Origin of the sequence: Chryseobacterium sp. X308, assembly GCF_020733145.1 — a bacterium.
GTDB classification, from domain to species: Bacteria; Bacteroidota; Bacteroidia; order Flavobacteriales; family Weeksellaceae; genus Chryseobacterium; species Chryseobacterium cupriresistens.
The window spans coordinates 359,867-384,005 of record NZ_JAJFZH010000002.1; the positions used below are offsets into that span (position 1 = coordinate 359,867).

Genomic DNA, 24,139 nt, shown 5'->3' on the forward strand with positions numbered 1-24,139 from the left:
TGTTACCTTTGTTTAAAATTAGTTTAAACAAATAGTATCCTTATGAAACTTACCTCATTAAGAATGATCAGCCAGGACATCAAAGCAACAGTAGCATTTTATGAACAGATTACCGGATTTTCTGCCACATGGTATACAGAAGATTTTGCAGAACTCTCTACTGATTCTATCACAATCGCTATCGGAAGTACCCGGACCATGCAGATGTTTTCGGAAGATCTTACAGATTTCGCAGGAACAAAATCAACCATTATTGAATTTATGGTTAAAAATGTTGACGAAGAATACGAAAGGATTAAAAGTATGACTTCCCGAATTATTCAGGAGCCGACAACGATGCCCTGGGGAAACAGATCTCTCCTGTTCTGTGATCCGGATGGCAATATGATTAACTTTTTTACTCCGGTAAGCGAAGAGGCTGTGAAGAAATTCAGCTAAATCCTGATATCAGTAAAAAAGACCCGCTGTTCATCAGCGGGTCTTCTTGTTATAATTTTTTAAGAACAGATTTATTTTCCGAGGAATTCTGTAGCTTTCGCAACAAATATATCGTGATACTGATAAAAAGAAGCATGTCCTGAATCCGGGAAAATCACCAGCTCTGCATGGTCTAAATGCTGAGCCATATTTTTAGCATTCTGAACAGATACCGGAAGATCATTTTCACCATGTACAATCAGTACCGGATTTTTAATCTTCTCTATTTCTGTAAGTGCATCAGCATCAGGCTGAGCCCAGCTCAATACTGCAGTAAACTGAGCACCGGAGGCAGCATCACTTAAAGGAAGGTCTCTGTCCGTCGTACGAAGCTGAACCCTTGCAAAAGAAGCTTTTCCTTCCGCAATACTCTGAGCAGATTCTGTAAAACCAAATTTCAGGAATGAAGCTTCAGGACTTAAGCCAGCGGTTCCGGCAATAATATTGGGCAGATTAGACAATCCTATGGCTCCCTGAGGGCCTGTACCTGTTAAAATCACTTTATTAATCAGTGAGGGATTGGTAAGCACTATTCGCTGTGCGACGAATCCTCCCATAGAAAATCCCATGATATTCACTTTGGCCAGGTTCAAAGCCTTAATAAAGTCTACCGCATCATCGGCCATCGCCTGGACTGTGTTGGGAGTGGTTCCTTTTGAGGAAGAGACTCCTTTGTTATCAAAGATAATGATTTTATAGTTTTTAGCCAGTCCATCCGTCACTGCAGGATCCCAGTCATCCATTGAGCCGCCTAATCCCGGAAGGAGAACCAAAGGAATCCCGTCTTCTTTTCCAAAAACACGGTATGCGATGGCATTTCCTTTAACGGTTATGAATTGGGTTTTGGCAGTCTGGTGGTTTCTGTTTTGTATCTCCTGCGCCGTGGGAGGCTCATTTTCCTCAGTGCAGGAAACTGTCACTACAGTAAAAAGAGTTAAACATAATAAGCTTAAGGCTGAGATTTTTCTGATTGTTTTCATTGTCGTTTATTTTTGTATGATTATGGTGCAAACATAAAACACAAAAACAGGCAGAACACTCAATTTCATTATCAAGAGGACATTTTAGCAGCTCAATCAGACATTTTAAAAGGTGAAATACAATTTCTTCGAAAATAATTTACAGCTCCTGAGCTGATCTCAATGCATAAAGGGCTTCCATTGCTTTTTCAGCATCTTTTCGGGCTACAAAAATATGATCATGGAAGTAAGCGGCAACGACATTACAACTGATATTTTCCTTTTTCAGGGCATTGGCAAAAACTGCAGTAAGCCCTACGGCCTCAAGAGAAGAGTGAATTGTAAGAGTAATCCATGAAGAAATATAGCTGTAATCCATATTCCATTCATCTGCTACTGTTTTTTCTACCACAATGGTAACGGCTTCATTTTCCCGGAAAAAAAACAGAACCTTTTCGAGATCCGGTATTGCAGCTAAAATTTCAACAGTACAAAATACATATTCTCCGGTATTCAATACTGGTTCCATATTCTGAATCAGTAGGGCCAAGTCTTTTTCTCCTGACATCTTTTTTGATACAAAACTAAGGGATAGATGGCAGTATTTGTTTATCATTTGATAAAAAAACACAATGGTTTTGTTGAAGTGAGAAAATATATTTCTTGCCCAAAAACACAAAAGGAGGCTGTATGCCTCCTTTTTGTGTTTGTACTGTAACCTGTTAACTGAACCTCACTATATGTGTTTGTGTTTTTTTCTGATCATTTGGCTTTTTTAAGAAGTCCGTCTAAGGTTTTTCATACACTTCTTTAATTTCATCAGTGTTTTTTAATTTTTCATCATTTGTGTTTCTAATAACCACCATTTATTGAGTTATCATCATTTGTTGTTTTTGCTTGTGAAACTTAAGAAGTTAAAAAACATTTCTCAGTTGTTTTTCATTACTTAAATTTTACACTACAAAGGAACAACATTTCCAAATAAAATTCTCTATAAACCCCATCGATACATGTCGATCGACTTATAGATATTTATCGATGAAATATAATACTCTGACAATAAGAAGTGGAGATCACCTTAAAAAACACTATAGTTTATGGTGGGTTTTGACAAGGTCCACAAGCTCAACCATATTTTCAATCTTGAGTTTTTCAAAGATATTTTTTTTGATTGTGCTTACTGTATTTTGTTTGATATTCAGACTGTTTGAAATTTCCAGGTTTCCATATCCTTCAGCATAAAGTTCTGCAATCTGCATTTCTCTTTTGGTTAAACTGTTGAGCGGGCTTATCAGATCCGGATTGTAAACAAACTGTACCAGCAGGTTTCTCAGAAGATCAGAGAAGTACTCTCCCTTTTCGATGAAGGTTGTAATTGCTTTTCTTACGTCTTCTTCCTCACTCAGTTTACTCAGATAGCCGTCAGCACCGGCTTTAATGAATTTAAGACCGTGCAGCTCTTCTTCAAGTCCTGTAAAAATCAAAATTTTAATATCAGGATTTACGCTTTTCATCTGTGGTAAAATATGAAGACTGTTTCCGTCCGGGAAATGGGCATCAATAACAGCCATCTCGATTCCTTTCGATTCTATAAGTTCCAATACCTGATGTAAGGATGAAGTTTGATAAACTTTGGCGTTAGGAACAATATCGCTGATAACAATCTCCATTCCCTGGCGTACAATACTGTGATCGTCTGCCAGAAGGAATATAATCTCTTTATTTTGTATTGGTGTTTCCATTATTATTACTGTTTAAGTTGATCCTGAATGTCACTTTAGTTCCTTTATGTAATTTGCTTTCGACCGATATATTGCCGTCAAAAAGCTCTACAATTTCTTTTACGAGGTTAAGCCCAAGTCCTGCTCCCAGATTATCTACTTCATCAGAAACCATACCCTGATAATAAGGATCAAAAATTTTACCAAGATCAGATTCTGATATTCCTACTCCCGTATCCGCTACTGTGGTGATCAGGCAAATTTTATTTTCTCCAAGGGATTCTGTAGCCAATACAAGATCAATCTGTCCGTTTTCTGTAAACTTGTTGGCATTCCCCAGAATATTCATAAAAATCTGATTGATTCTGATATTATCCGAATAGACCACCAGATTTTCAGGGATTCTGTCTGTCACAGCAAACCTGTTGTTTCTCGTTTCCAGATAAGGGGTAATTACCTTTACAATAGAGCTGATTTCATCTTTAAGATTGAAGACCGACTGTATAAGCTCTTTTTCAGCATTCTCGTTTTTGGTATATTCCAGAATCTGATTAGACTGCAGAAGCAAGGTACTGTTGGTGAACTTGATGGATTTAAGATAATCCTTTATCGTTTCATCTTCGGTAGTTCTGTGGATTTTGTCAATGAAAATATTGATGATTTTCAAAGGAGACCTCAGGTCATGACTTAACATTCCCAGAATCCTGTTTTTGAAATTAAGGTTCTTTTTAATCTCTTTATTGGCAGCATCCAGTTTCTGTTCATAGATAAACGCCATTCTTGTAAAATACATAATCAGGATAGAAACAATAAACATCAGAATCATCAGTCCCAATACCAGATAGGTTCTTATCTTGTTATTATTAGAGCTTTGGTCGTTGTATTCTTTTTCCAGTTCAGATTGAAAATCCTTGATAGCATTTTCGTACACCTCTATTAAGTTATTACTATATACCAGCAGCTTACTGAAATTGCTGTAAAACTGTAAATTATTCTTCTGACTAATGGCCGCAAGCAGCTGAACCTTTTTTACTTCGGCAGCGTAATGCTTGTCCATAGATTTTAGGGTATTGTCCATTTTGGATTTTACCTGAGAAATATCCAGAGTCTTGTTATTGGTCATTGTAATTACAGTACTCTCCTTCTGAACATCCACCTTCCCTGTTACCGCATCTTTCAGACGCCCGAAAAAGCCTTTCTTTTTAATGGTATCCGCATAAGTACGGGTCTGAATATTGAAATCTTCAAAATCATTTTTATACTTGGCAGGTTCATATTGTTTGTCCTCAATTTTTGCCGGTGGATTGAGGGATGTCTGGTACACTGAATCTATTAGCGTCTTCAGTTTTGCAGTCTTTAAGGTATCCTTACTACGAATAGCCAGATTTTTTTTCAATCTTGGACTTGTATTTTCGTATTCACCAATTTTATCAAAATTAGTTTTAAGTTTTCTCAGCGACTGGAAATAGAGCTGCAGATCATCATTATCCTGAGTAGCCATATATTTCTGAAGATGATCCTGTGCATCCATGAAATCTTTCCTGGAATTATCAGTTAATCCTCCCAGGGCACGGCTTTCTTCAAGCTGATCTTTTATAAACTTCAGCTTTTTCCCGTTGACAAATTCGTTGTAGAAAAATATGGCAATAATCACCTGTATCAGTAAAATACAAAGGATCAAGGAATAATGAACAAGTTTTCTCAATTTAAAATTTAAGAATTTATTTTTCATATTTGTTTATCAGTTAAATTAATTTCCTGACTACATAAGTCCATTAGATATTAGTCTTCAACAATATAGCATTATTTTCAGCAATTTCATAACAGCCATATATTATCTAACTGGCAAAGTTAAAGTAATTTTTGTCTTCTTACTAATAATGAATATTTGATAAAACACAGAGAATTTAATTCTTTTTACAATTAAAACGGCTTGTCAACACTCAGTTTTATGTATGTAAATCTATTTTTTTAGATCAATAGCAAAAAAACAGGCTTCCGGCAAAATGTTCTTTTTCTGTTTATTTCATTCCAAAAAACAATTCAAACATTTGAAAATATGCACATTACAAACTCACAAAACTTTGATAAAGTTAAGGATGTAAAATTCACAGTAAGCAAAAAAAGCCCAGAATTATATTTCGATTCCATATCACAATCATTAGTATTTTCTATTTTTCCAGGGGAATCATGAGATGATATTTTCCTAACTTTTCAGTTTGAAAGGAATTAAAGAATACTTCAGACCATTCACCGAATTCTCTGAATATTCAAAAGCAATTAACTGCAAAAACCGCTTTATCATCTTATGAGAGATAAAAATTTTAATCCCGGAAAAGGCTTTATATTCAGCAAGCATGTGCCGGAGGAATTATCACATTTTGAGCGTGTCTTTGATGTTTTCAAAGATCTGCTTACCCATACCTCCGGAGATATTGAAGAAGCCTTCGACTGGCTGGACATGCTTGATCAGGAATATGATATTTTCAGTGATGAGTATACCCTTCAGGATTTTGAAGAGGATTTGAAAAAACGAGGTTATATCAGGGAAGAAGATCCTGAAGAAGGTAATACGGGAAGTGGAAAAGGTAAAAATATATTAACCCCGAAACTGGAAGCTGCCCTTCGTGAATATGCGCTGGATCAGATCTTTGGGAAACTGAAGAAAAACGGAGCCGGAAATCACCGTACCCATAAAACAGGAATCGGAGATGAACGTGATGGCGAAAACCGTTCTTTCCAATACGGGGATGACCTTACTGCTGTGAACATGACCGAAAGTTTAAAGAATGCACAGATCAACAACGGAATCTCAGACCTTCGTCTCACAGAAGAAGACCTGATCGTAGAGGAAACCAAGCATAAGGCACAGATGAGTACTGTTCTGATGATTGATATCAGCCATTCTATGATCTTATATGGTGAAGACAGGATTACTCCGGCCAAAAAAGTAGCCATGGCACTCGTAGAATTGATTAAAAGAAAATATCCGAAAGATTCCATCGATATTATTGTTTTTGGAAACGAGGCATGGCCCATTAAGATCAAAGACCTTCCCTATTTAAAAGTTGGTCCTTATCATACCAATACCGTAGCAGGTTTGGAACTCGCCATGGATATCCTTCGCAGAAAAAGAAATACCAACAAGCAGATTTTTATGATCACCGACGGAAAACCCAGCTGTATTCAGTTGCCCAGCGGTGAGTTTTATATGAACAGCTTTGGGCTGGATGAAAAGATTGTCAACCAATGTTTCAACAGAGCAGCGCAGGCGAGAAAACTGAAAATTCCTATCACGACTTTCATGATTGCCCAGGATCCTTACCTGCGTCAGTTTGTGGAAGAGTTTACAGCCCAAAATAAAGGAAAAGCCTTCCTGACCGGACTGTCAGGATTAGGACAAATGATTTTTGAAGATTACGAAAAAAACAGAATAAGAAGAATATAAAGATCAGATTTTACATTATTTAAAAATAAAAATCTCATCAGATAAATAGTATTACAAGACAATGAAAAACGATATTACATTCAAAGAATTAAAAAAATCCGGTTATACTCACAAAACGATTAATGAGGAAATCCAGGCCAATCTGATTGCCAGAATCAAATCTAAAGAACCTGTGTTTGAAGGGCTTTGGGGCTATGAAGACACGGTTGTTCCCCAACTGAAAAAGGCAATTCTTGCCGGACACCACATCAATTTACTGGGACTGCGCGGACAGGCAAAAACCAGGATTGCAAGAAGTATGGTTAATCTGCTTGATGAATATATGCCTATCGTAAAAGGGTCTGAAATCAATGACAGCCCGTTTCAGCCCATTTCAAAATTTGCCAAAGACCTGATTGCTGAACTGGGTGATGAAACTCCGATTTCATGGGTGCACCGTTCTCACCGTTTCTACGAAAAACTGGCCACTCCCGATGTAAATGTTGCTGACTTAATCGGTGACATTGATCCTATTAAAGCTGCAACCCTGAAACTGCCCTATTCCGACGAACGTGTCCTCCATTATGGAATGATTCCGCGTGCCAACCGTTCTATTTTTGTTTTAAATGAATTACCGGATCTGCAGGCAAGAATTCAGGTTTCTTTGTTTAATATTTTACAGGAAGGAGATATTCAGATCCGCGGATTCCAGCTGAGAATGCCGCTTGATATTCAGTTTGTCTTTACCGCCAATCCGGAAGACTATACGAACAGAGGAAGTATTGTAACGCCGCTGAAAGACAGAATCGGATCTCAGATCTTCACACACTATCCCAAAACAATAGCACTTGCCAGACAAATTACAGAACAGGAAGCACTGATTTCTGCTGAAGATAAAGAACAGATTCAGATTCCTGATCTGGCAAAAGATCTTTTGGAAGAGGTTGCTTTTGCCGCCCGTATCAGCGAATATGTGGATGCCAAAAGTGGTGTCAGTGCCCGTTTGACCATCAGTGCCATGGAAAATTTAGTGGCAGCGGCGAAATTACGTTTAATTGAATCCGGAGCAGAAAGAACCACTGTACGTCTGCTAGATTTTATGTCGATCATTCCATCCATCACAGGGAAAATTGAGCTGGTCTATGAAGGAGAACAGGAAGGAGCAGATTACGTGGCCAAAATATTAATTGATAAAGCGGTAATGACCCAATTCGAAAGCCTGTTCCCACGTATTTCAAAACTGGAAAAAGAAGGCATCAAAACTCCGTACACTGACCTGATCAGATGGTTTAACAAAAATCATTTAGAACTTAACTACAATGATACGGATGAAGAATTTTATGCTAAACTTGACAAGATAGAACCTTTGACAACTGTGGTGGAAGAAAATGCCTCTGAATTGAGCAAAGAAGATCAGAATTTCTGCAAAGAGCTTGTATTATGGGCATTAACCATCAGCAATAAAATTGACAAATCTGAAAATCAGAATGCATTCACTTTCGATTCTCCCGGGATCGGCCAATTCTTACGCAACTAAAATCAGTAAAATAATATAAAAGTAAAACCTTCAGTTCAGCTGAAGGTTTTTTATTTGTTTCTGAAAGACTTTATACCAGATTGTCATTTTTAAGCACAGCAGAACCGAAAGGATTGTCAACCAGCCACAGCCACTCTCCTTCTTCATTTCTTTTCATGATACAGGAAGTATTGCCTGTCATATGAATAGAATGCCCATCCGGAGCAGTTCCCGTTATTTCCCACTGATCCTGCCACATCGCCAGATCATTTACAACAGTGATATGTGGAGTTTCACCTTGAATATCCAGTTGTAAGCGGCAAATCTCATTCATTGCCCTTTCTATCTGTTCAAGCCCTCTCCACTCTCTTCCATCGCGGTCTATGTAGACTGCTTCAGGATGAAAACAGCTTAATGCTCCTTTTACATCTCCGTTTCTGATGCAATACCGGAAATAGGCTACAGCACCAGTTTCTGTTTTTCTGTTAAATTCCTGCATTACTTCACATTTCTGGAGTCCATTTCCCTTTTCAAGCCTTTCTTACCTTTATTCCAGCTGTTGGCCACAAAAAAAGCAAGAAGTATCGGTAAAAAAGTAGTGAAACTGATCCCTTTGGTTATGGTACTATAAATAGCAATTCCAGCCAATACCCCCAGGATGATAGCATTCACAACATTTCTGGCTTCAATAGTTCTTTTTTTCTCTATCAGCTCCTGATCCGTTAATTCTGACAAATCTTTTTCCATATTTAATAGTATTTCTTGGTTTTTCGTTTTAGAGCGGTAAAATTCATTTTTTTTAAATCTATTTTTACCGAAAGCTAAATTACAATATTGTCAAGATATTTTTTTATTTCTTTTATTTGTAATTTATTTCATATCACCAGTTTCGGAAAAATTTCAATGCTTATGGAAGACAACCTGAATTGTATTTACAGAGTTATCAATTTCATGGAGAAGAATTACGACCAGCATGTTTCTGCAAAGGAACTGGAAGACATTTCTCATTATTCTTACCGGAATATCCAGCGCATTTTCAAGCACAGCTGTGGGGAGACAATAGGTGCTTTCCAGCAAAGATTAAAAGTAGAAAATGCCTATAAACGCATTCTTTATACCCAGGAAAATCTCACCTCCATTGCCATTGAAGTGGGTTTTGCCAATATCGCTTCCTTTTCCAAAGCTTTTAAACAACATTTTGGGATTTCTCCTAAAACTGCAAAACAAAGTAAGGAACAACTCCTTTGTGGAGGTACTATCATTCCTGTTACCTCAGAGGTCTTGCTGGAACCCGAAATTGTTTATCTGAAACCTGTCCAGGTATATTATCAGAGTATTAACACCTATTATAACAATGAAGAGATTGAAGTTCTGTGGGAAAAGTTCATGGAAAATGATTTCCCTGACTCCGGGATAGAATATTTTGGAGTTATAGCCGATGAACCATTAATAAAAACAGAAATCAACTGCCGCTATGATGCATGCTCATCCGTTCAGTCCGGAAATAAAAAGCTACCTTCAAAAATGATATTCGGAGGTAAATATGCCCGTTTTACCCATCATGGAAGCTACGAAACAATAGACGACACGTATACGAAAATCTATTCCCGCTGGATTTTCAATTCAGGTCTTGAGTTTTCACACACTCCTATCATTGAAAAGTATGAAAATCATGCTGAAAATGAAGACGGCCAGGAAAAACAGCTGACCTATATTTTATTACCTTTGAAGTAAGTTGTCAATTTGGGACAACTTTAAGAAAAACAATCGATCTAATTTTGCTCTGTTAAAAATAGATCAGTTATGCAAAAAAAGAAAATCATGTTCCCATTATTACCTCTTCTTCTATTATCCTGCTCATCAGCGGACTTAACAGAATTACCGGGTATGGTAAATCCGGAAACCATTGTTTACAAAATGCCTGAAGAATCAGCTCCCCATGAAGGAACCTGGCTTCAATGGCCTCATCAGTATCAGTATGGAGTGACTTACCGCAACAGACTGGATGCCACCTGGGTAGCGATGACCAAAGAACTTGTACAAAGTGAAAAGGTTCATATCATTGCCTATGACGGGACAGAAAAGAATCGTATTATAGGCCTGCTCAACAATGCTGGAGTTTCTCTCACCAATATCAACTTCAAAATTTATCCAACGGATGATTTCTGGGTAAGGGATAACGGTCCTATTTATGTAAAAGATCAGAACGGACAGTTATTCATTCAGGACTGGGGATTTAACGGCTGGGGAAACAAAGCCGATTACAGCAAATGTAACGTAATACCTTCAAAAATAGCAGCCGATACCAATATACCAAAAATCAATCTTAACTCAGTGATGATCAATGAAGGCGGAAGTGTGGAAATTGACGGAAACGGAGTATTAATGGCTTGCAAAAGTTCCATTCTGAATAATAACAGAAATCCGGGAATGACGCAACAACAGGCAGAGGCTATATTTACTAAAAACCTCGGAGTAACCAAATTTATCTGGCTGAATGGAAAAGCCGGTCTGGATATTACAGATATGCACATTGATGGTTTTGCCCGGTTTGCCAATTCTTCCACCATTATTACAATGAGTCCTGATGATCTGGCCTACTGGCAGGTACCGGACGGAGATATTGATAAACTGTATGATGCAACCACAAAAACCGGAGCTGCCTATCACTTTGTAAAAGTACCTTTAACAAGAAATGATGTGATCACTACGTACGGAAAGAATGTAGGTCGTGCTTCTTATATCAATTATTATATTGCGAATAACCGTGTATTGGTTCCTAATTATAACGACCCTAACGATGCAGTTGCCAACAATATTATCCAACAGCTTTATCCTGGCAAACAGGTGGTTGGTATAGACTGCCGGAATTTATTTGCCAATGGCGGAATGGTTCATTGTGTAACACAGCAACAACCTCAGTAAAAATGTTATTAAAAATAAAGTCTGCTGACTTTCAGCAGGCTTTACTAATAGAGAATGCCCATCGTCAAAAAATAGCGTAAATTTGCCCTGTCCATCTCTAAAAAGATGGTTTTTATTATAAGTAGTATGAAAAAAACAGCCCTTTCTTTATTGGTTCTTCTGAATATGGTTTGCCAGGCACAGAATTTTGATGTAATTCCCTTAGGAATATATGGTGGTGAACAGGAAGATAATTTATCAGCGTATCTGGTAGGCGCTCCGAAAGACAATGCATTTCTCTGCCTTGATGCCGGTACGGTAAATGCCGGAATCCGGAAAGCAATCGAAATGAAAAGCCTGGACGGAACTACAGAAACAGTTCTGAAGGATCAGATAAAAGGATATTTTGTATCTCACGGCCACCTGGATCATTTATCAGGGCTGATCATCAATTCTCCGGCCGATTCGAAAAAAGATATTTTTGCTATAGCTCCTGTGATTCAGATTCTTCAGAATCACTACTTTATCACGGATACCTGGATCAATTTTGCTGATCAGGGGCAAAAACCTATCCTTGGAAAATACCATTATAATGAACTGCAGGCAGGAAGTGAAATTCCTGCACCTAAAACTCCCTTTTTTGTAACCGGCTATGAACTAAGCCATGTAAATCCTTATAAGAGCAGTGCAGCCTTGGTAAGAAGGGACAACCATTATTTGCTTTATCTGGGAGATACGGGTGCTGACCGTATAGAAAAATCTGACCGTTTGGATCAACTTTGGAACGTGGCAGCTCCTCTTGTTAAGAAAAAACAGCTCAATACAATATTAATTGAAGTTTCCTTCCCCAACAGTCAGCCGGAACATCTTCTGTTTGGGCACCTTACTCCTGATCTGCTGACCGAGGAATTGAGTAAACTTAAAGAAAAGACCGGACAAAGCAGCCTTGAAGGCCTTAATATCGTGGTTACTCACAGAAAGCCGACAGGTGATAATCCTGAATTGATCAAAAAGGAATTATTGGAGAACAATCCTTTAAAAGTAAATTACATTTTTCCCGAACAAGGCAAAAAGATTAGTTTACCCTAACAGTAAATTAAAAGATGAGGCAAAAACAGGCTTCATCTTTTTTATTTCAGACATGATTCATTGAATTTTAAAATAATGACAATCAGTAATTTAAATATCATTAATGAAAATTATGAAATTTTTTCATTGCTTAATTAATTTATCATCGTAATATTGCAATATAAAATACAACAATGGGAGTTACTAAAACAGAAATTTATACTGACGAGCAAAATAAGCTGGCTTCTCTGCTTAAAGTTTTGGGACATCCGGCGAGAATCGCAATTTTACAGTACATCATTAATCAAAAAGCATGTATCTGTAATGATCTCGTTGAAGAACTCGGATTGGCACAGGCCACCATTTCGCAGCATTTAAAAGAGCTTAAGAATATTGGAATCATCAAAGGTTCCATTGAAGGAAAGTCTGTATGTTACTGCATTAATGAAAGTACATGGAAACAGTTTCAGAATGAATTCAACCTGTTTTTTAATCAGGATGTTACTATAAAACAATGCTGTTAAGGCATTTTTTTGAATATAAGCATCGTAATATTGCAATATATTATTACAAAATTATAACACTCAATTTTAATCTACTATGAGACTATCAGAAATCAAAGAAATCCTACCGGCATTGGAAAATGTTGAATTTCAATTAGAAAACGGAAATTTTGTTCCAGAACATTTCCACGTAACAGAAGTGGGTCAGATCACAAAAAATTTCATCGACTGCGGCGGGGTCATCAGAAATGAAAAAGTAGTTAATTTCCAGCTATGGGATGCTGATGATTATGAACATCGTCTGAAACCCGGAAAATTACTTCATATCATTCAGCTTTCCGAAGAAAAACTTGGAATAGAAGACTCGGAAATTGAAGTTGAATACCAGGGAGACACCATTGGTAAATATGACCTTGAATTTAACGGAAAAAATTTCGTGCTGAAAAATAAAACAACAGCCTGTCTTGCCAGGGAAGCCTGCGGAATTCCTGCTGAAAAACAAAAGAAAAATCTGTCTGAACTATCTGTAAACCCAACATCGGCCTGCACTCCGGGATCCGGCTGCTGTTAATTTATTAAAATCTTATGTATCAGGAATTATTAAACACGATTCAATCTCTGAAATGGGAAAGTATAGATGCCGACAGAAAAGAAGTTCTGGAGCCTTTGATCAGTTTTATCCAGCAAAAGGTGGATGACCGCAAAGAAATCAACCTGAATTTTATCTGTACCCACAATTCACGCCGGAGCCATCTGGCACAGGTTTGGGCACAAACAGCGGCTTCTTTGTTTGCCATTCCGGAAGTTCACTGCTATTCCGGAGGCACGGAAACAACGGCATTATTTCCTAAGATTGCAGAAGTTTTAGCAGAACAAGGCTTTTCAGTTTTCGGTATTGCTGATACCACCAATCCTGTATATGCTGTAAAATATGATGACAACAGTCTTCCGGTAATTGGTTTTTCAAAAAAATATGACAGTCCGTTCAATCCTGTATCTGATTTTGCAGCAATTATGACCTGTTCGCAGGCAGATGACGGATGTCCTTTTATCCCTGGTGCGGAAAAAAGAATTCCGATCACCTTTGAAGATCCAAAGATTTCAGATAACACACCGGAACAGTCAGCAATATATACTGAAAGAAGCTTACAAATTGCAGAAGAAATGTTGTATGTTTTTTCTAAAATCAAAAAATAATCATGCAGCCCAGATTAAAATTTTTAGACCGTTATCTTACCTTATGGATCTTTCTGGCTATGGGGACAGGGATTGCTTTGGGGCATTTTTTCCCGGCTATTCCTGATATCATCAATTCACAGTCTCTAGGAACCACTAATATTCCTCTGGCCATCGGTCTCATTCTGATGATGTATCCGCCCCTGGCAAAGGTTGATTATACTCTCCTGCCATTGGCTTTCAGGGATAAAAAAGTAATCGGCATTTCTTTATTGCTGAACTGGATTATTGGTCCGGTTCTGATGTTTGTTCTCGCTATTCTTTTTTTAAGACATGAACCTGATTATATGTCCGGATTAATCCTCATTGGGCTGGCCAGATGTATTGCTATGGTGATTGTCTGGAATGACCTCGCTAAAGGAAACAGAGAATATGCGGCATTGCTTGTTGCTTTAAACAGTATCTTTCAGGTATTCACCTATAGCTTCCTGGTATGGCTGTTTATCAATGTCCTTCCCGATCAGTTAGGTCTTGCAAGCTTTAATGTGAGTGTTTCTATGCAGGATATCACAGAAAGTGTATTGATCTACCTTGGAATTCCTTTTCTTGCAGGTTTTCTTACCCGCTATGTCCTGATCAAATCAAAAGGAGCAGACTGGTACAACAGAAAATTTGCACCTAAAATTTCTCCTGTGACATTGTACGCTCTGTTATTTACCATCGTACTCATGTTTAGTTTGAAAGGCTCTAAAATACTGGAATTGCCAATGGATGTCATTAAGGTAGCAGTCCCCTTGGTAATCTATTTTGTTCTGATGTTTTTTGTAAGTTTTATCATCAATAAAACATTAAAAATTCCTTATGATAAAAATGCATCCATAGCCTTTACTGCTACCGGAAATAATTTTGAACTGGCTATTGCTGTGGCCATCTCAGTCTTTGGTATACATTCGCCTCAGGCATTTGTAGGGGTGATTGGTCCATTGGTAGAGGTTCCGGTATTAATACTTCTCGTAAAAGCCAGTTTATTTATGAAAAAGAAATGGTATCATTAATTTCATTACCAAAACAAGAAGCATCGCCGAAACAGTGATGCTTTTTTTATGGATATCAGTTCTTACTCAATTTATAATTTCCACTGCCTTCATCTTTAGTGATTGTATAACCATCTTTCAGTTCAAGAGTCCATCCGTCACCTGACACTTTTCTATTTTCAGTTTTCACTGGATTGGATATTGAAATTTTATCCCAGTTTGGGCTCATTAATGCCCCGTTTTCAATTGTCAGAATACCCCACAAATCAGTAATCCGGATATTGGGATATACTGTCCCTAGATCTTCTACAGGCATAATATTTCTCGGATCAAAGGAAACATTCATTTTTTCAAATTTGATTTCAAAATGAGGCTGTTGAATGAATTTCAGTTTATATTCAGCAATAAGCCTCTTAGTTTGTTCTTCTCTTTCGGTTTCCTCCTTTATAATTGATTGTCCGTTATAATGATCAGATCGTTTCTTAACTTCTTTTTGCAGGTCAGCCTGAATTCTTATATCGAATGCTTTACTGAAATGGCTGGTCAAGTTAGTTTTTGCATCAATTTTTTTATTCCAGTCCGGATCTTTTTGATACAGCAAATATCCATAAACAGGTGTTGTATAATAAGCAAATGAACGTACAAATGTGGGATTTTTCATAAAACCATCAATACCATTCAAAAGAGAAGACCTTGCCTGCTCTTTATTTCTGCCGCTCACAATGAGCCCCGTAAACTCAGCAATTCCTTCATTCAGTTCCAGCAGATTTTCTGTTGTTTCAGAACCTTTGTAAAGTGTATTCCTGTATTTCCTAAAGGTAAAGGCACTGGTGAGATGCTGCTTCATTTCTTTTTCTGAATTTGAGCGGATTGCCTGCTTTAGCGCTTCCAATTCGAGACGCAGGTAAATCCTGCCCTCCTTCTGATCCAGATGATTATTTTCCGCATTGTTAAGCGTAAATCCCAATGAAGGCTGAATGCTATGAAAAGATTCATGAGCCAAAAGATTAATCCTGTTTTCTTTATTTTCAGAAAGGGGGAGCATAGCCATTGCCCATCTTTTTCCACCCCAATTGACCGCGGTATTGGCAATATTGACAGCAGCAGGTAAAATTCCAGAATAAGTAGTACCGTTACCTTTCAGAATGCCCTCCAAATCAGGCTCATTGGCAAAAAGCTCCCTGGTTTTCGGATCAATTAAAATCATAGGACCGTATAAATCTTTGTTCCAAAGTCCGATATTCTTCTTTGAAGCTGTTTTTAACTCATCGAAAAAAATAGAAACTGTATCAGGGGAAGTAGATTGCGTTTGTGCTTTTACACCTAATACAAACAAGAAAAAGAAAGCTGTAGCAACAGTCTGCTTCATGGTTAAATTCTTTATGGTTAAGTTTTTCTCTAAAATAGATGGCTGCATCTACAATAATACGCACATGATAATACTTTAGAAAGCTAATATAATGAATTATAGCAATCAAGAGCAATTACAGTCCCAAAAAACACCTGTAAGAAAATGGCCATCCGGTTGTGGAAAAATTATTACAAACCGGAGAACGAAGGAATAAATATTTATCTGTATAAGAAAATAAATCAGAGACCATTAAATGTTGTATGGAATTATGGACAAATAAGGACTTTATCTCAGAAATAGATTATCTTTATAGGGAACGAAATTTTTATTAATAATGAAGTTAGAATTATATCAGATAGATGCTTTTACAGAATCTGTTTTCCATGGAAATCCGGCATGTGTTGTACCATTAGAAAACTGGTTACCCGATGAAATCCTTTTAAAAATAGCCCGTGAAAATGCAGTGGCAGAAACCGCCTTTTTCATTGATAACGGTGATAGCATTCACCTGAGATGGTTTACCCCTGAAATAGAGATGGATTTATGCGGCCACGCTACCCTGGCTACTACCCATTGTCTTGTTTCCATCTTAAATTATGAGCGCAATAGAATCATTTTTGAAACCAAAAGTGGCGAACTGACAGTAGATGTTAAAGATGGGATGTATTATATGGATTTTCCGTCCAGAATGCCCGAAGCCTCTACTCTTCCGGATACAATATCGAGATCACTTAATATCCAGCCTAAAGAAGTCTTCAAAGCAAGAGATTATGTTCTGGTATACGATTCTGAAGAAGATGTAAAAAATATCAGGATTGAAAGATCTGTTTTTGATCTTATTAATCTTGATCCGGGCGGTGTTATTGTAACTTCGGAAGGGACAGACAGTGATTTTGTTTCAAGGTATTTTACCCCGCAGTCCTCTATTCTTGAAGATCCGGTTACCGGCTCTGCACACTGTTCACTGATTCCCTTCTGGTCATCAAGGTTAGGAAAAGATCAGCTTTTTGCCCGTCAGATCTCTGAAAGAGGCGGACAGCTCTATTGTGAGAACAAAAAAGAAAGGGTCATTGTGGCGGGGAAAGCCCAAACATATTCTGTCGGACATTTCCGGGTAGAGTAAGAGAAGAGAATACAATACTGCAATATTAATAATAAAAGCCTTGAATCATTTGGTTCAAAGATTTAAGTTGATCTGCATTTTCAAAAATTATAAAAAAAATTGGCTACTCTTTTGGTAGCCAATTTTGTAATTATTTCTATGATATTTCAATCATTCTTGGTGGTTTCTGCTTCGCATCTTCTTTTTTCGGGATGGTTAACATTAAAAGGCCATTTTCATATTTTGCATTAATATTATCCTGATCTACAACATCTTTTGGGAGCTCAAAACTTCTCTGGAAAGATTGGTAACTGAATTCTCTTCGTGTGAAGTTTTCATCTTTTGTCTCTTTACGATCTTCCTTCGTTGATGAAATAGTAAGCAGGTTACCATCCAGCCTGATCTGAAAATCATTTTTATCCATACCTGGTGCTGCAACCTGAACTTCATAAGCTTCTCCGTTCTCCTTTATATTGACCGATGGTACGGTTGTACTGGTAGATGAGTAATTGTTATTGCCCCAGTTAAAAAGTTCACGACCAAAAAAATCATCAAAGACACTTGAAAAGCCCAGGTTGCTGTTTCCGTTTCTTCTTATTAGATTATTCATAGCAATCATTTTTAATTAAGTTTAACAATCATTAAAAACACGTCAGCTGGCCAGCTGTACATAAAATTTTACAAAAAAAATACCATTTGAGTACGAATGAAATTTTTTCCGGTTTTCTGTCATTTTTTCATAATTTATGACACAAAATACTGATCATCAGAACATTCATCACTCTTTTGTTTTTATTCTTTATTCTCAATACGAAAAATTTTTACGAAGCCTGAAAAACGTACCGCAACTGATCCATATTGTGGACAATAAAAGTGATAAGCAGGTAATACCCAGGCCGGCTTTATAAAGATCGTACTCTACCATACCGGTCTTGTAAGCAATCGAAATAGCCAGTATTCCAAATTCACCTGTTTGAGAAAGCAGAGCACCTCCATAAAAACTATCCTGCCATTTAAAATTCAGCATTCTGAAAAAGAGAGCCGACATAATACTGTTGCTTATCAGTACAATTAAAGTTCCTATAGTAATAAGCTTATAATTGGATAACAGATAATTGATATCCAGCCGTAAACCAATGGATACAAAAAACAATGCCACAAAGAAAACCTTGAATGGAAGCAAGGAATGTTCCAGCCATTGAAATGCCTGAATTTTTCCGACTAAGACCCCTGCCATAAAACTTCCAAGTGCAGCACTCATACCTACCGTTTCTGCTATAAGACCAAAGCCGAGACAGATCAGTAAGCCTGAAAATACCTGAAGCTCATGGTCATTTTCAAGGAATGTACTTGACAATTTGATTTCCTTCAGATGTCTGATTTTCCGGAATATCAAAAAAATGCCGAGACATATCGCTATCGGAAGCATCACATTCAATATACTGAACTCTTTGCTATTCCAAAATTTCAACACCGTGAGCACCGGAGCCAGAAGTAGATCCTGTAATAACAAAATATTGAGGATAATGATTCCAAAGGCAGTATGCAGGGTTCCGTGCTTCTTCAGAAACTCGACTACCACTGCAGTACTATTGAACATAAACAGAATGGCAATGAGGAGCACACTTTCAATATTCAGATGGAGTAACTCACCCACAAAATACGCAAATATACAACTTAAGAGTATTTTCATCCCCTGAGCCAATATTGGCTTAATAATAAGGCTCTTTTTATTGGGAATATTGATTTCCACTCCTATAAAAAACATCAGCAATAGTATTCCTATTTCGCCAATCGTTTCTATTTCTTCCGGTTTGTTAAATAACTTTAGTACATAAGGACCTAATAACACCCCGGCAATAATATAGGCAATAAGATAAGGCTGATTAAATTTCTTCAGTAAAAACATCAGTCCTAAGATGGTCATACACAAAATACATACAGTCCAAAGCATATTGATAACGTTTTAGATTGAGATAATTTCGTATTTAATAGTATTGTCTTATGTTGAATTTCCTCAAACGCTGTCTGTGTGAAGAATATTGAGGTCTGTACCATCCTTGTGGTAACCGATCAGTTCAACTATACTGTTTTTAATTGAAAAAAAATAAAGAGGGATCTCATCTTTATTGCATAAGACCTTCTCAGGAAAAAAGTCAAAACATTCTGCACCGAACTCCAGTAAAAAATTTTCATTGATTATCATAACAAAATTATTAATAATAAACTCTAACTTATTACATGTTCTGGTTATTAGTTATTTTCAAATCTGAATACAAAATCCAGACCAAGCTACCAGGGTATACCGACCGGAAATCAAGCAATTTAGGTCATAAAAAGGAGACGTTTATTATTAACGTCTCCCTAAACGCAAGGGAGCCCTGTCGAACTCCTAATCCCATCTTTAACACTTTTGATAGTAGTCATGCAACCCTAAAGTTCAAGGATGAAGAACATTCCAAAAAATTCGAAAATTACTTTGGAAAAGATGTGATTAAACTGCATAAACTTAAATAATACTTCTAATAATAGTCGATTTCTAAAATATAAAATAAACTAAAGTGTGATGCATTGTATTTTACATTTCAAAAGTATTTTTATCTTCATTTTATTTGTAATTTAACAATCTGAGCTAAGTATCACATATAAAACTACTTGAAGTAAACCTGAGATATATCCATATTGTAACAAGTAAAGAGATAATTAAAAAATTGCAATAAAATAATACCATGATAAAATCTTTCAATATCAAATTGTTATTAGTCCCTCTTTCCATTGTTTTTGCCTTTGATTTAGTATTTATTGCTATGGATCATAGTTCCTGGCGGTTTTTTACCAAACCACTGTTGTTACCTGTTATTATCTGGTTTTATTTTACTTATTCTCAACAAAATATATGTCGGATCAACCAATGGTTTTTATCTGGATTAATTCTGAGCTTTTTGGGTGATGTGTTTTTGTTATTTGGATGGGGATTTATGCCCGGTTTGGGAAGCTTTTTGTTGGCTCATATTTGTTACATCGTTTATTTTTTAAGGGTTAAAAAGAAAAATGTCTGGATTTGGCTTCCCTTTGTTTTGCTTTATTTAGGCTCATTTATTTACTATATATTTCCTTATTTAAACGAAATGAAGATCCCCGTAGTGATTTACGGAATTACCATTGCTACGATGCTGTATTTTAGTATCAGAACTTATTCTTTATTATTAATCCTGGGAGCTGTTTTGTTTGTAATATCAGATTCTGTATTGGCCATTAATATGTTTGTACAGCGTAGTATTGGGAAAGAACTTGTTGTGATGATTACTTATGTTTTAGCCCAATTGATGCTGGTGTTGGGAGTGGTTGGTCTTGAAAAAAAGAACAGAATTATCCCATAAAATCAAGACTTATGAAAAGAAAAGATAACCGTTTTTTTCATAGTATTGGCCTATTCTGTCCATTGGATTTTACTGATCCTGTTACTTATTTTATTCCTGTGTTTATCTTGTTGATAGTAGGGGAAATATTTTTGTATCAGATTCCTCAAAAAGTATTCACAAAAAGACTCATCAAAGATAATGTATCGAGTATCGGATTGGGGATTGGAGCAGTAATGTTAGACTTTGGGATGAAAGCTATTTCATTATCCTACTTTTTTTGGATTTACAATCATTTTAGGCTTACCGATATTTTCGGGATCAAAGATTTCAATAAATTCTTCACTTTACAATGGCATGCAGATCATTGGTGGCTTTGGTTATTGGTTATGATTGTTCAGGATTTTGGCTTTTACTGGCATCATCGGTTGAGCCATAAAATCAGATTATTCTGGACAGGTCATGTCAATCATCACTCGGCTACTCATTTGAGTCTTGCTATTGCATTGCGTCAGGGATGGTTTGAAATCATATATCGGGACATTTGGTATATCCCTTTTATCATGATTGGTTTTCATCCTATTATGATTGCTATGATGCATCAGTTTAATTTGATTTTTCAATTTTGGCCGCATACCAATGCTATTGGAAAATTAGGGTGGTTTGATAAAGTATTCAATTCTCCATCCAACCATCGGGTGCATCATTCCCGAAAAATTGAGGATTTAGATAATAATTATGGGGGCATTCTGATGATTTGGGATCATCTTTTCGGCACATACAAAGCGGAAGAAAAGAAAACGACGGATTACGGAATCTATCATAATATTCATACTTATAATGTTTTTCATATCGTCTTTGATGAGTTTGGAAATATGATAAAGGATGTCCGGAATGCACCGACATGGAAAGCGAAACTGGGGTATATATTCAATGCTCCGGGCTGGCATCATCATGATAAAGATGAGCGGATTTCTACTTTGAAGCGGGAATTAGAAGAAAAGATGAATAATTGATGGTTGTCTTGCATGAAAAGTGTAAATTACTGATAAAAACTCTTTATTAATTCAGAAACAGACATCAATCTTCTACGACTTGTTAGACAAAGTAATTCCCTCAACAATTTGGAGGGAATTTTTTATCCTGAAATACTTCGAAATAACATAAAATCATTATCCAGTATGTTAAATTATTGATTATTAAATAGTTATTAAAAATAAATAGCAGATTAAGTTCCAAACACTTTTTTAGCAGCTTTTAAGTGCTTAAATATAATTGAATTTATGTACAAAGCTTTCCTGGTTAAAAAAAAGTGTTAAGAAAATAAATTTTCATTACTCCAATTCAATGGGATTATATGGTAGTGGGTCTGATTTAACAGATATCTGACTACCATCTTCATTGTAGGCTTTACCATGAAAAAAGCCAGGATTATCATTGTAGTTTTGTAATACTTTTCTAAATTGCTCTCTTGTTACTGTTAATATTCTTTTTTCGTTCCTCAGATAGATTCTGTTAGGCTTTTTATCCATTGCTATTACAGTAAAATGGAAATTACTTTTACTATCCTCAATTTCTAAAATTAGACCAGGTAAATTTTGAAAAACATACGGTCCATTATTAATTGGGATTTCTTTAGAATACCAAGCTGTGTATTTTCTACCTCTATATTTAGTTGTGGCTTTATTACATAAGTAACCCAATATATTTTTTGTCTCATTTTCGAGCTTCCATTCTATTGCTGGCTGGTTCTCTTCGTATTGATAAGTTACATTTGCTCTATCCTGTACGATAACTTTATTTATTGAAAAATCTTTAACTAAAACATTTTTCCACTTATCAGGTAAATTAAGTGTTTGGTTTAATTCTTTAGCTCCTAGTTTTTCTAAATGACTAAAACTTAACATTAAAGAATCCTTTCGTAAGGAATTAAAATCTGAAAACCTTGAAAAATTCTTTCCTATTTGAAGTAAGCATATTGTTTCTAACTTCTTTTTTTTAGGGTCTTTTACAAATTCTAATTTGTAATAAATATTTTGATAACTACTGTCTATAATTTTTTCTTCATAGGAATCAGGTTTCATAGAGAAATTACCTGTTACAGTAATTTGAGCATTTGAAAAGAATCCAATCACTAAAAAAAATAACCGTAAGAAATTACGGTTATTGGTAATTATTCCGATTTTTTTTAGCATTTCACATCATTAAAGTATTCTGCTGCTTCTTGTAATTCTGCCCAGTTACTATAATTATCCGTGCATAAAGAATAAGAAGCTCCACAAGGAGCAGTAACACCAACCCATTGACTACAAGTTCCTCCTATTACTTTTTTAAGATCATTTCGAGATAATTTTTTTAATTTTTTCATTTTTGTATTATTTTAAATTCGATAGCTAATATAACAATATAAATCATTCTAAAGAGAAAAATTTTATTATATTAAGCAGTTGTTAATAAATAACTTACACCAACTTATGCATTGTTACGATTTACAAATATGTGATTTAAATTATTGATAGAATTTTGGTTTTATTCAGAATGTGAAGACCCATTTCAATACCTGAACCAGCTTTTTATATGTAGTTTAACTACCTATATGAACAACAAGCCTCTCCCTTTGCCGACCGGAAATCAAGCCATTTAGGACATAAAAAAAGGAGACGTTTAAAAATAAACGTCTCCCTAAGCGGAGAGAGAGGGAGTCCTGTCGAACTCCTAATACCCTTTTTGAGTTTTCTTAGCAACATTAAATAACTGATTTACTTACATCTTAATTCAGTAAAATACCAAATCTTTTTTTAATATAACACAATTATTACATATACTTATAGGCCCATATTTGACGTGCTTATTAAAGAATAATTGAGACGCGATAGGTTCCAATTACCTCATCATATAAATTAAGACAATCAATGTTGTGGCTACCCTTTATGGTATGTCTCAACAGAGAAACAACGAATATTCGACGAATATGTGTTGTGACTACCCTTCAAACTGTGCTATGTCCCAACTTGATTTAATGCAGAGGGAATTTTTCATGTATTGTGAATATCTTTCAAATTGTGATACTTCCCAACACACAGATAGTTATTATGCAGATGAATATTGTTGTGAATACACTTCAAACTGTGATATGTACCAACTTAATGATGTTTTAGCATGGGTACCAAATTGTTATGAATACTCTTCAAACTGTCATACTTCCTAACTAAACAAAGCAACTTTAACCAATAAATAATGTTGTGATCATCCTCCAAACTGTGATATGTCCCAACAGATCATTCTGCGTCAAATTATAAAAAAGGTTGTGAGTACCTTCAAATTGCGATATGTCCCAACCCGGAAAATAACTTAAACTTTTTATCAATGTTGTGAATATCCTCTAAACTGTTATGTCTCAACATTTGCGAATAATTTATGAGCAAACATATAGTTGTAACTACCTGCAAAATATGATACGTCTCAACTTAGCGATATTTTCGCATGGGTACCGAATTGTTGTGAATACTTTTCAAGCTGTAATACGTCCCAACATTTCAAAC

At 36.1% G+C, this 24,139-nt stretch carries 24 protein-coding genes; 13 read left to right on the forward strand and 11 right to left on the reverse strand.

Features of this window, described 5'->3' with window-relative positions; all coding sequences use genetic code 11:
* The first annotated feature begins 42 nt into the window (after window positions 1-42).
* On the forward strand, window positions 43-438 hold the full coding sequence (locus LIV57_RS04605) for a VOC family protein (protein WP_227941629.1): 396 nt from the start codon (window positions 43-45) through the stop codon (window positions 436-438).
* 71 nt (window positions 439-509) lie between these two features.
* Here LIV57_RS04605 and LIV57_RS04610 read toward each other — a convergent pair whose 3' ends face one another.
* From LIV57_RS04610 to LIV57_RS04625, 4 genes are all read right to left on the reverse strand, one after another.
* Entirely contained in the window at window positions 510-1,457 is a 948-nt protein-coding gene (locus LIV57_RS04610; protein ID WP_227941630.1) for an alpha/beta fold hydrolase, read from the reverse strand.
* A 139-nt stretch (window positions 1,458-1,596) separates the two neighbouring features.
* Window positions 1,597-2,004: an ACT domain-containing protein gene (locus tag LIV57_RS04615; RefSeq protein WP_227941631.1), complete on the reverse strand. Its 408-nt coding sequence runs from the start codon at window positions 2,002-2,004 to the stop codon at window positions 1,597-1,599.
* 520 nt (window positions 2,005-2,524) lie between these two features.
* Complete coding sequence (locus LIV57_RS04620; protein ID WP_227941632.1) at window positions 2,525-3,178, reverse strand: LuxR C-terminal-related transcriptional regulator; 654 nt, start codon at window positions 3,176-3,178, stop codon at window positions 2,525-2,527.
* Window positions 3,156-4,889, reverse strand: coding sequence for a sensor histidine kinase (locus LIV57_RS04625; RefSeq protein ID WP_110009683.1), 1,734 nt, complete (start codon window positions 4,887-4,889; stop codon window positions 3,156-3,158). Before LIV57_RS04625 ends, LIV57_RS04620 begins: the two co-directional genes overlap by 23 nt.
* Before the next feature lie 576 nt (window positions 4,890-5,465).
* On the opposite strand from LIV57_RS04625, the gene LIV57_RS04630 reads away from it, so the two are divergent.
* Window positions 5,466-6,605 (forward strand): vWA domain-containing protein, encoded by a 1,140-nt coding sequence (locus LIV57_RS04630; RefSeq protein WP_227941633.1) that lies wholly within the window; start codon window positions 5,466-5,468, stop codon window positions 6,603-6,605.
* Window positions 6,606-6,666: 61 nt separating this feature from the next.
* Entirely contained in the window at window positions 6,667-8,121 is a 1,455-nt protein-coding gene (locus LIV57_RS04635; RefSeq protein ID WP_227941634.1) for a sigma 54-interacting transcriptional regulator, read from the forward strand.
* Window positions 8,122-8,191: 70 nt separating this feature from the next.
* On the opposite strand, the gene LIV57_RS04640 is transcribed toward LIV57_RS04635, so the two are convergent.
* Together LIV57_RS04640 and LIV57_RS04645 are read right to left on the reverse strand one after the other, a co-directional pair.
* Entirely contained in the window at window positions 8,192-8,599 is a 408-nt protein-coding gene (locus tag LIV57_RS04640) for a YybH family protein (RefSeq protein ID WP_227941635.1), read from the reverse strand.
* Window positions 8,599-8,847, reverse strand: a complete 249-nt coding sequence (locus LIV57_RS04645) for an FUSC family protein (RefSeq protein ID WP_110009680.1) — start codon at window positions 8,845-8,847, stop codon at window positions 8,599-8,601. The genes LIV57_RS04640 and LIV57_RS04645 overlap by 1 nt, the downstream gene beginning before the upstream one ends.
* Window positions 8,848-9,009: 162 nt before the next feature.
* Between LIV57_RS04645 and LIV57_RS04650 the strand changes: the two genes are divergently transcribed.
* From LIV57_RS04650 to arsB, 7 genes are all read left to right on the forward strand, one after another.
* Window positions 9,010-9,834 carry a GyrI-like domain-containing protein gene (locus LIV57_RS04650; RefSeq protein ID WP_227941636.1) on the forward strand — a complete coding sequence of 275 codons (825 nt, stop codon included), beginning with the start codon at window positions 9,010-9,012 and terminating at the stop codon, window positions 9,832-9,834.
* Between the two features lie 69 nt (window positions 9,835-9,903).
* Window positions 9,904-11,025 carry an agmatine/peptidylarginine deiminase gene (locus tag LIV57_RS04655; protein WP_410673267.1) on the forward strand — a complete coding sequence of 374 codons (1,122 nt, stop codon included), beginning with the start codon at window positions 9,904-9,906 and terminating at the stop codon, window positions 11,023-11,025.
* A 126-nt stretch (window positions 11,026-11,151) separates the two neighbouring features.
* Complete coding sequence (locus tag LIV57_RS04660) at window positions 11,152-12,093, forward strand: 3',5'-cyclic-nucleotide phosphodiesterase (RefSeq protein WP_227941638.1); 942 nt, start codon at window positions 11,152-11,154, stop codon at window positions 12,091-12,093.
* Between the two features lie 173 nt (window positions 12,094-12,266).
* Entirely contained in the window at window positions 12,267-12,596 is a 330-nt protein-coding gene (locus LIV57_RS04665; RefSeq protein WP_137904257.1) for an ArsR/SmtB family transcription factor, read from the forward strand.
* A gap of 76 nt (window positions 12,597-12,672) precedes the next feature.
* Window positions 12,673-13,146, forward strand: a complete 474-nt coding sequence (locus tag LIV57_RS04670; protein WP_227941639.1) for a DUF6428 family protein — start codon at window positions 12,673-12,675, stop codon at window positions 13,144-13,146.
* Window positions 13,147-13,160: 14 nt separating this feature from the next.
* Window positions 13,161-13,772, forward strand: a complete 612-nt coding sequence (locus LIV57_RS04675; RefSeq protein WP_227941640.1) for a low molecular weight phosphatase family protein — start codon at window positions 13,161-13,163, stop codon at window positions 13,770-13,772.
* Window positions 13,773-13,774: 2 nt separating this feature from the next.
* Window positions 13,775-14,806, forward strand: coding sequence for an ACR3 family arsenite efflux transporter (gene arsB, locus LIV57_RS04680; RefSeq protein ID WP_227941641.1), 1,032 nt, complete (start codon window positions 13,775-13,777; stop codon window positions 14,804-14,806).
* Between the two features lie 55 nt (window positions 14,807-14,861).
* Here the strand turns inward: arsB and LIV57_RS04685 are convergent, their stop codons facing one another.
* Complete coding sequence (locus LIV57_RS04685) at window positions 14,862-16,154, reverse strand: hypothetical protein (RefSeq protein WP_227941642.1); 1,293 nt, start codon at window positions 16,152-16,154, stop codon at window positions 14,862-14,864.
* A 316-nt stretch (window positions 16,155-16,470) separates the two neighbouring features.
* On the opposite strand from LIV57_RS04685, the gene LIV57_RS04690 reads away from it, so the two are divergent.
* Window positions 16,471-17,259 (forward strand): PhzF family phenazine biosynthesis protein, encoded by a 789-nt coding sequence (locus LIV57_RS04690; protein WP_227941643.1) that lies wholly within the window; start codon window positions 16,471-16,473, stop codon window positions 17,257-17,259.
* Between the two features lie 136 nt (window positions 17,260-17,395).
* Here the strand turns inward: LIV57_RS04690 and LIV57_RS04695 are convergent, their stop codons facing one another.
* Together LIV57_RS04695 and LIV57_RS04700 are read right to left on the reverse strand one after the other, a co-directional pair.
* The gene (locus tag LIV57_RS04695) at window positions 17,396-17,848 is read right to left on the reverse strand and encodes an Hsp20/alpha crystallin family protein (protein WP_202843791.1); all 453 of its coding nucleotides are present in this window, start codon (window positions 17,846-17,848) and stop codon (window positions 17,396-17,398) included.
* A 195-nt stretch (window positions 17,849-18,043) separates the two neighbouring features.
* Window positions 18,044-19,192: a cation:proton antiporter gene (locus LIV57_RS04700; RefSeq protein WP_227941644.1), complete on the reverse strand. Its 1,149-nt coding sequence runs from the start codon at window positions 19,190-19,192 to the stop codon at window positions 18,044-18,046.
* Between the two features lie 853 nt (window positions 19,193-20,045).
* Between LIV57_RS04700 and LIV57_RS04705 the strand changes: the two genes are divergently transcribed.
* The gene (locus tag LIV57_RS04705; RefSeq protein ID WP_227941778.1) at window positions 20,046-20,618 is read left to right on the forward strand and encodes a lysoplasmalogenase; all 573 of its coding nucleotides are present in this window, start codon (window positions 20,046-20,048) and stop codon (window positions 20,616-20,618) included.
* Between the two features lie 11 nt (window positions 20,619-20,629).
* Complete coding sequence (locus LIV57_RS04710; RefSeq protein ID WP_227941645.1) at window positions 20,630-21,613, forward strand: sterol desaturase family protein; 984 nt, start codon at window positions 20,630-20,632, stop codon at window positions 21,611-21,613.
* 318 nt (window positions 21,614-21,931) lie between these two features.
* Here the strand turns inward: LIV57_RS04710 and LIV57_RS04715 are convergent, their stop codons facing one another.
* Window positions 21,932-22,792: a GLPGLI family protein gene (locus tag LIV57_RS04715; RefSeq protein WP_227941646.1), complete on the reverse strand. Its 861-nt coding sequence runs from the start codon at window positions 22,790-22,792 to the stop codon at window positions 21,932-21,934.
* Entirely contained in the window at window positions 22,786-22,965 is a 180-nt protein-coding gene (locus tag LIV57_RS04720) for a bacteriocin-like protein (protein WP_227941647.1), read from the reverse strand. Before LIV57_RS04720 ends, LIV57_RS04715 begins: the two co-directional genes overlap by 7 nt.
* Window positions 22,966-24,139: the final 1,174 nt, after the last annotated feature.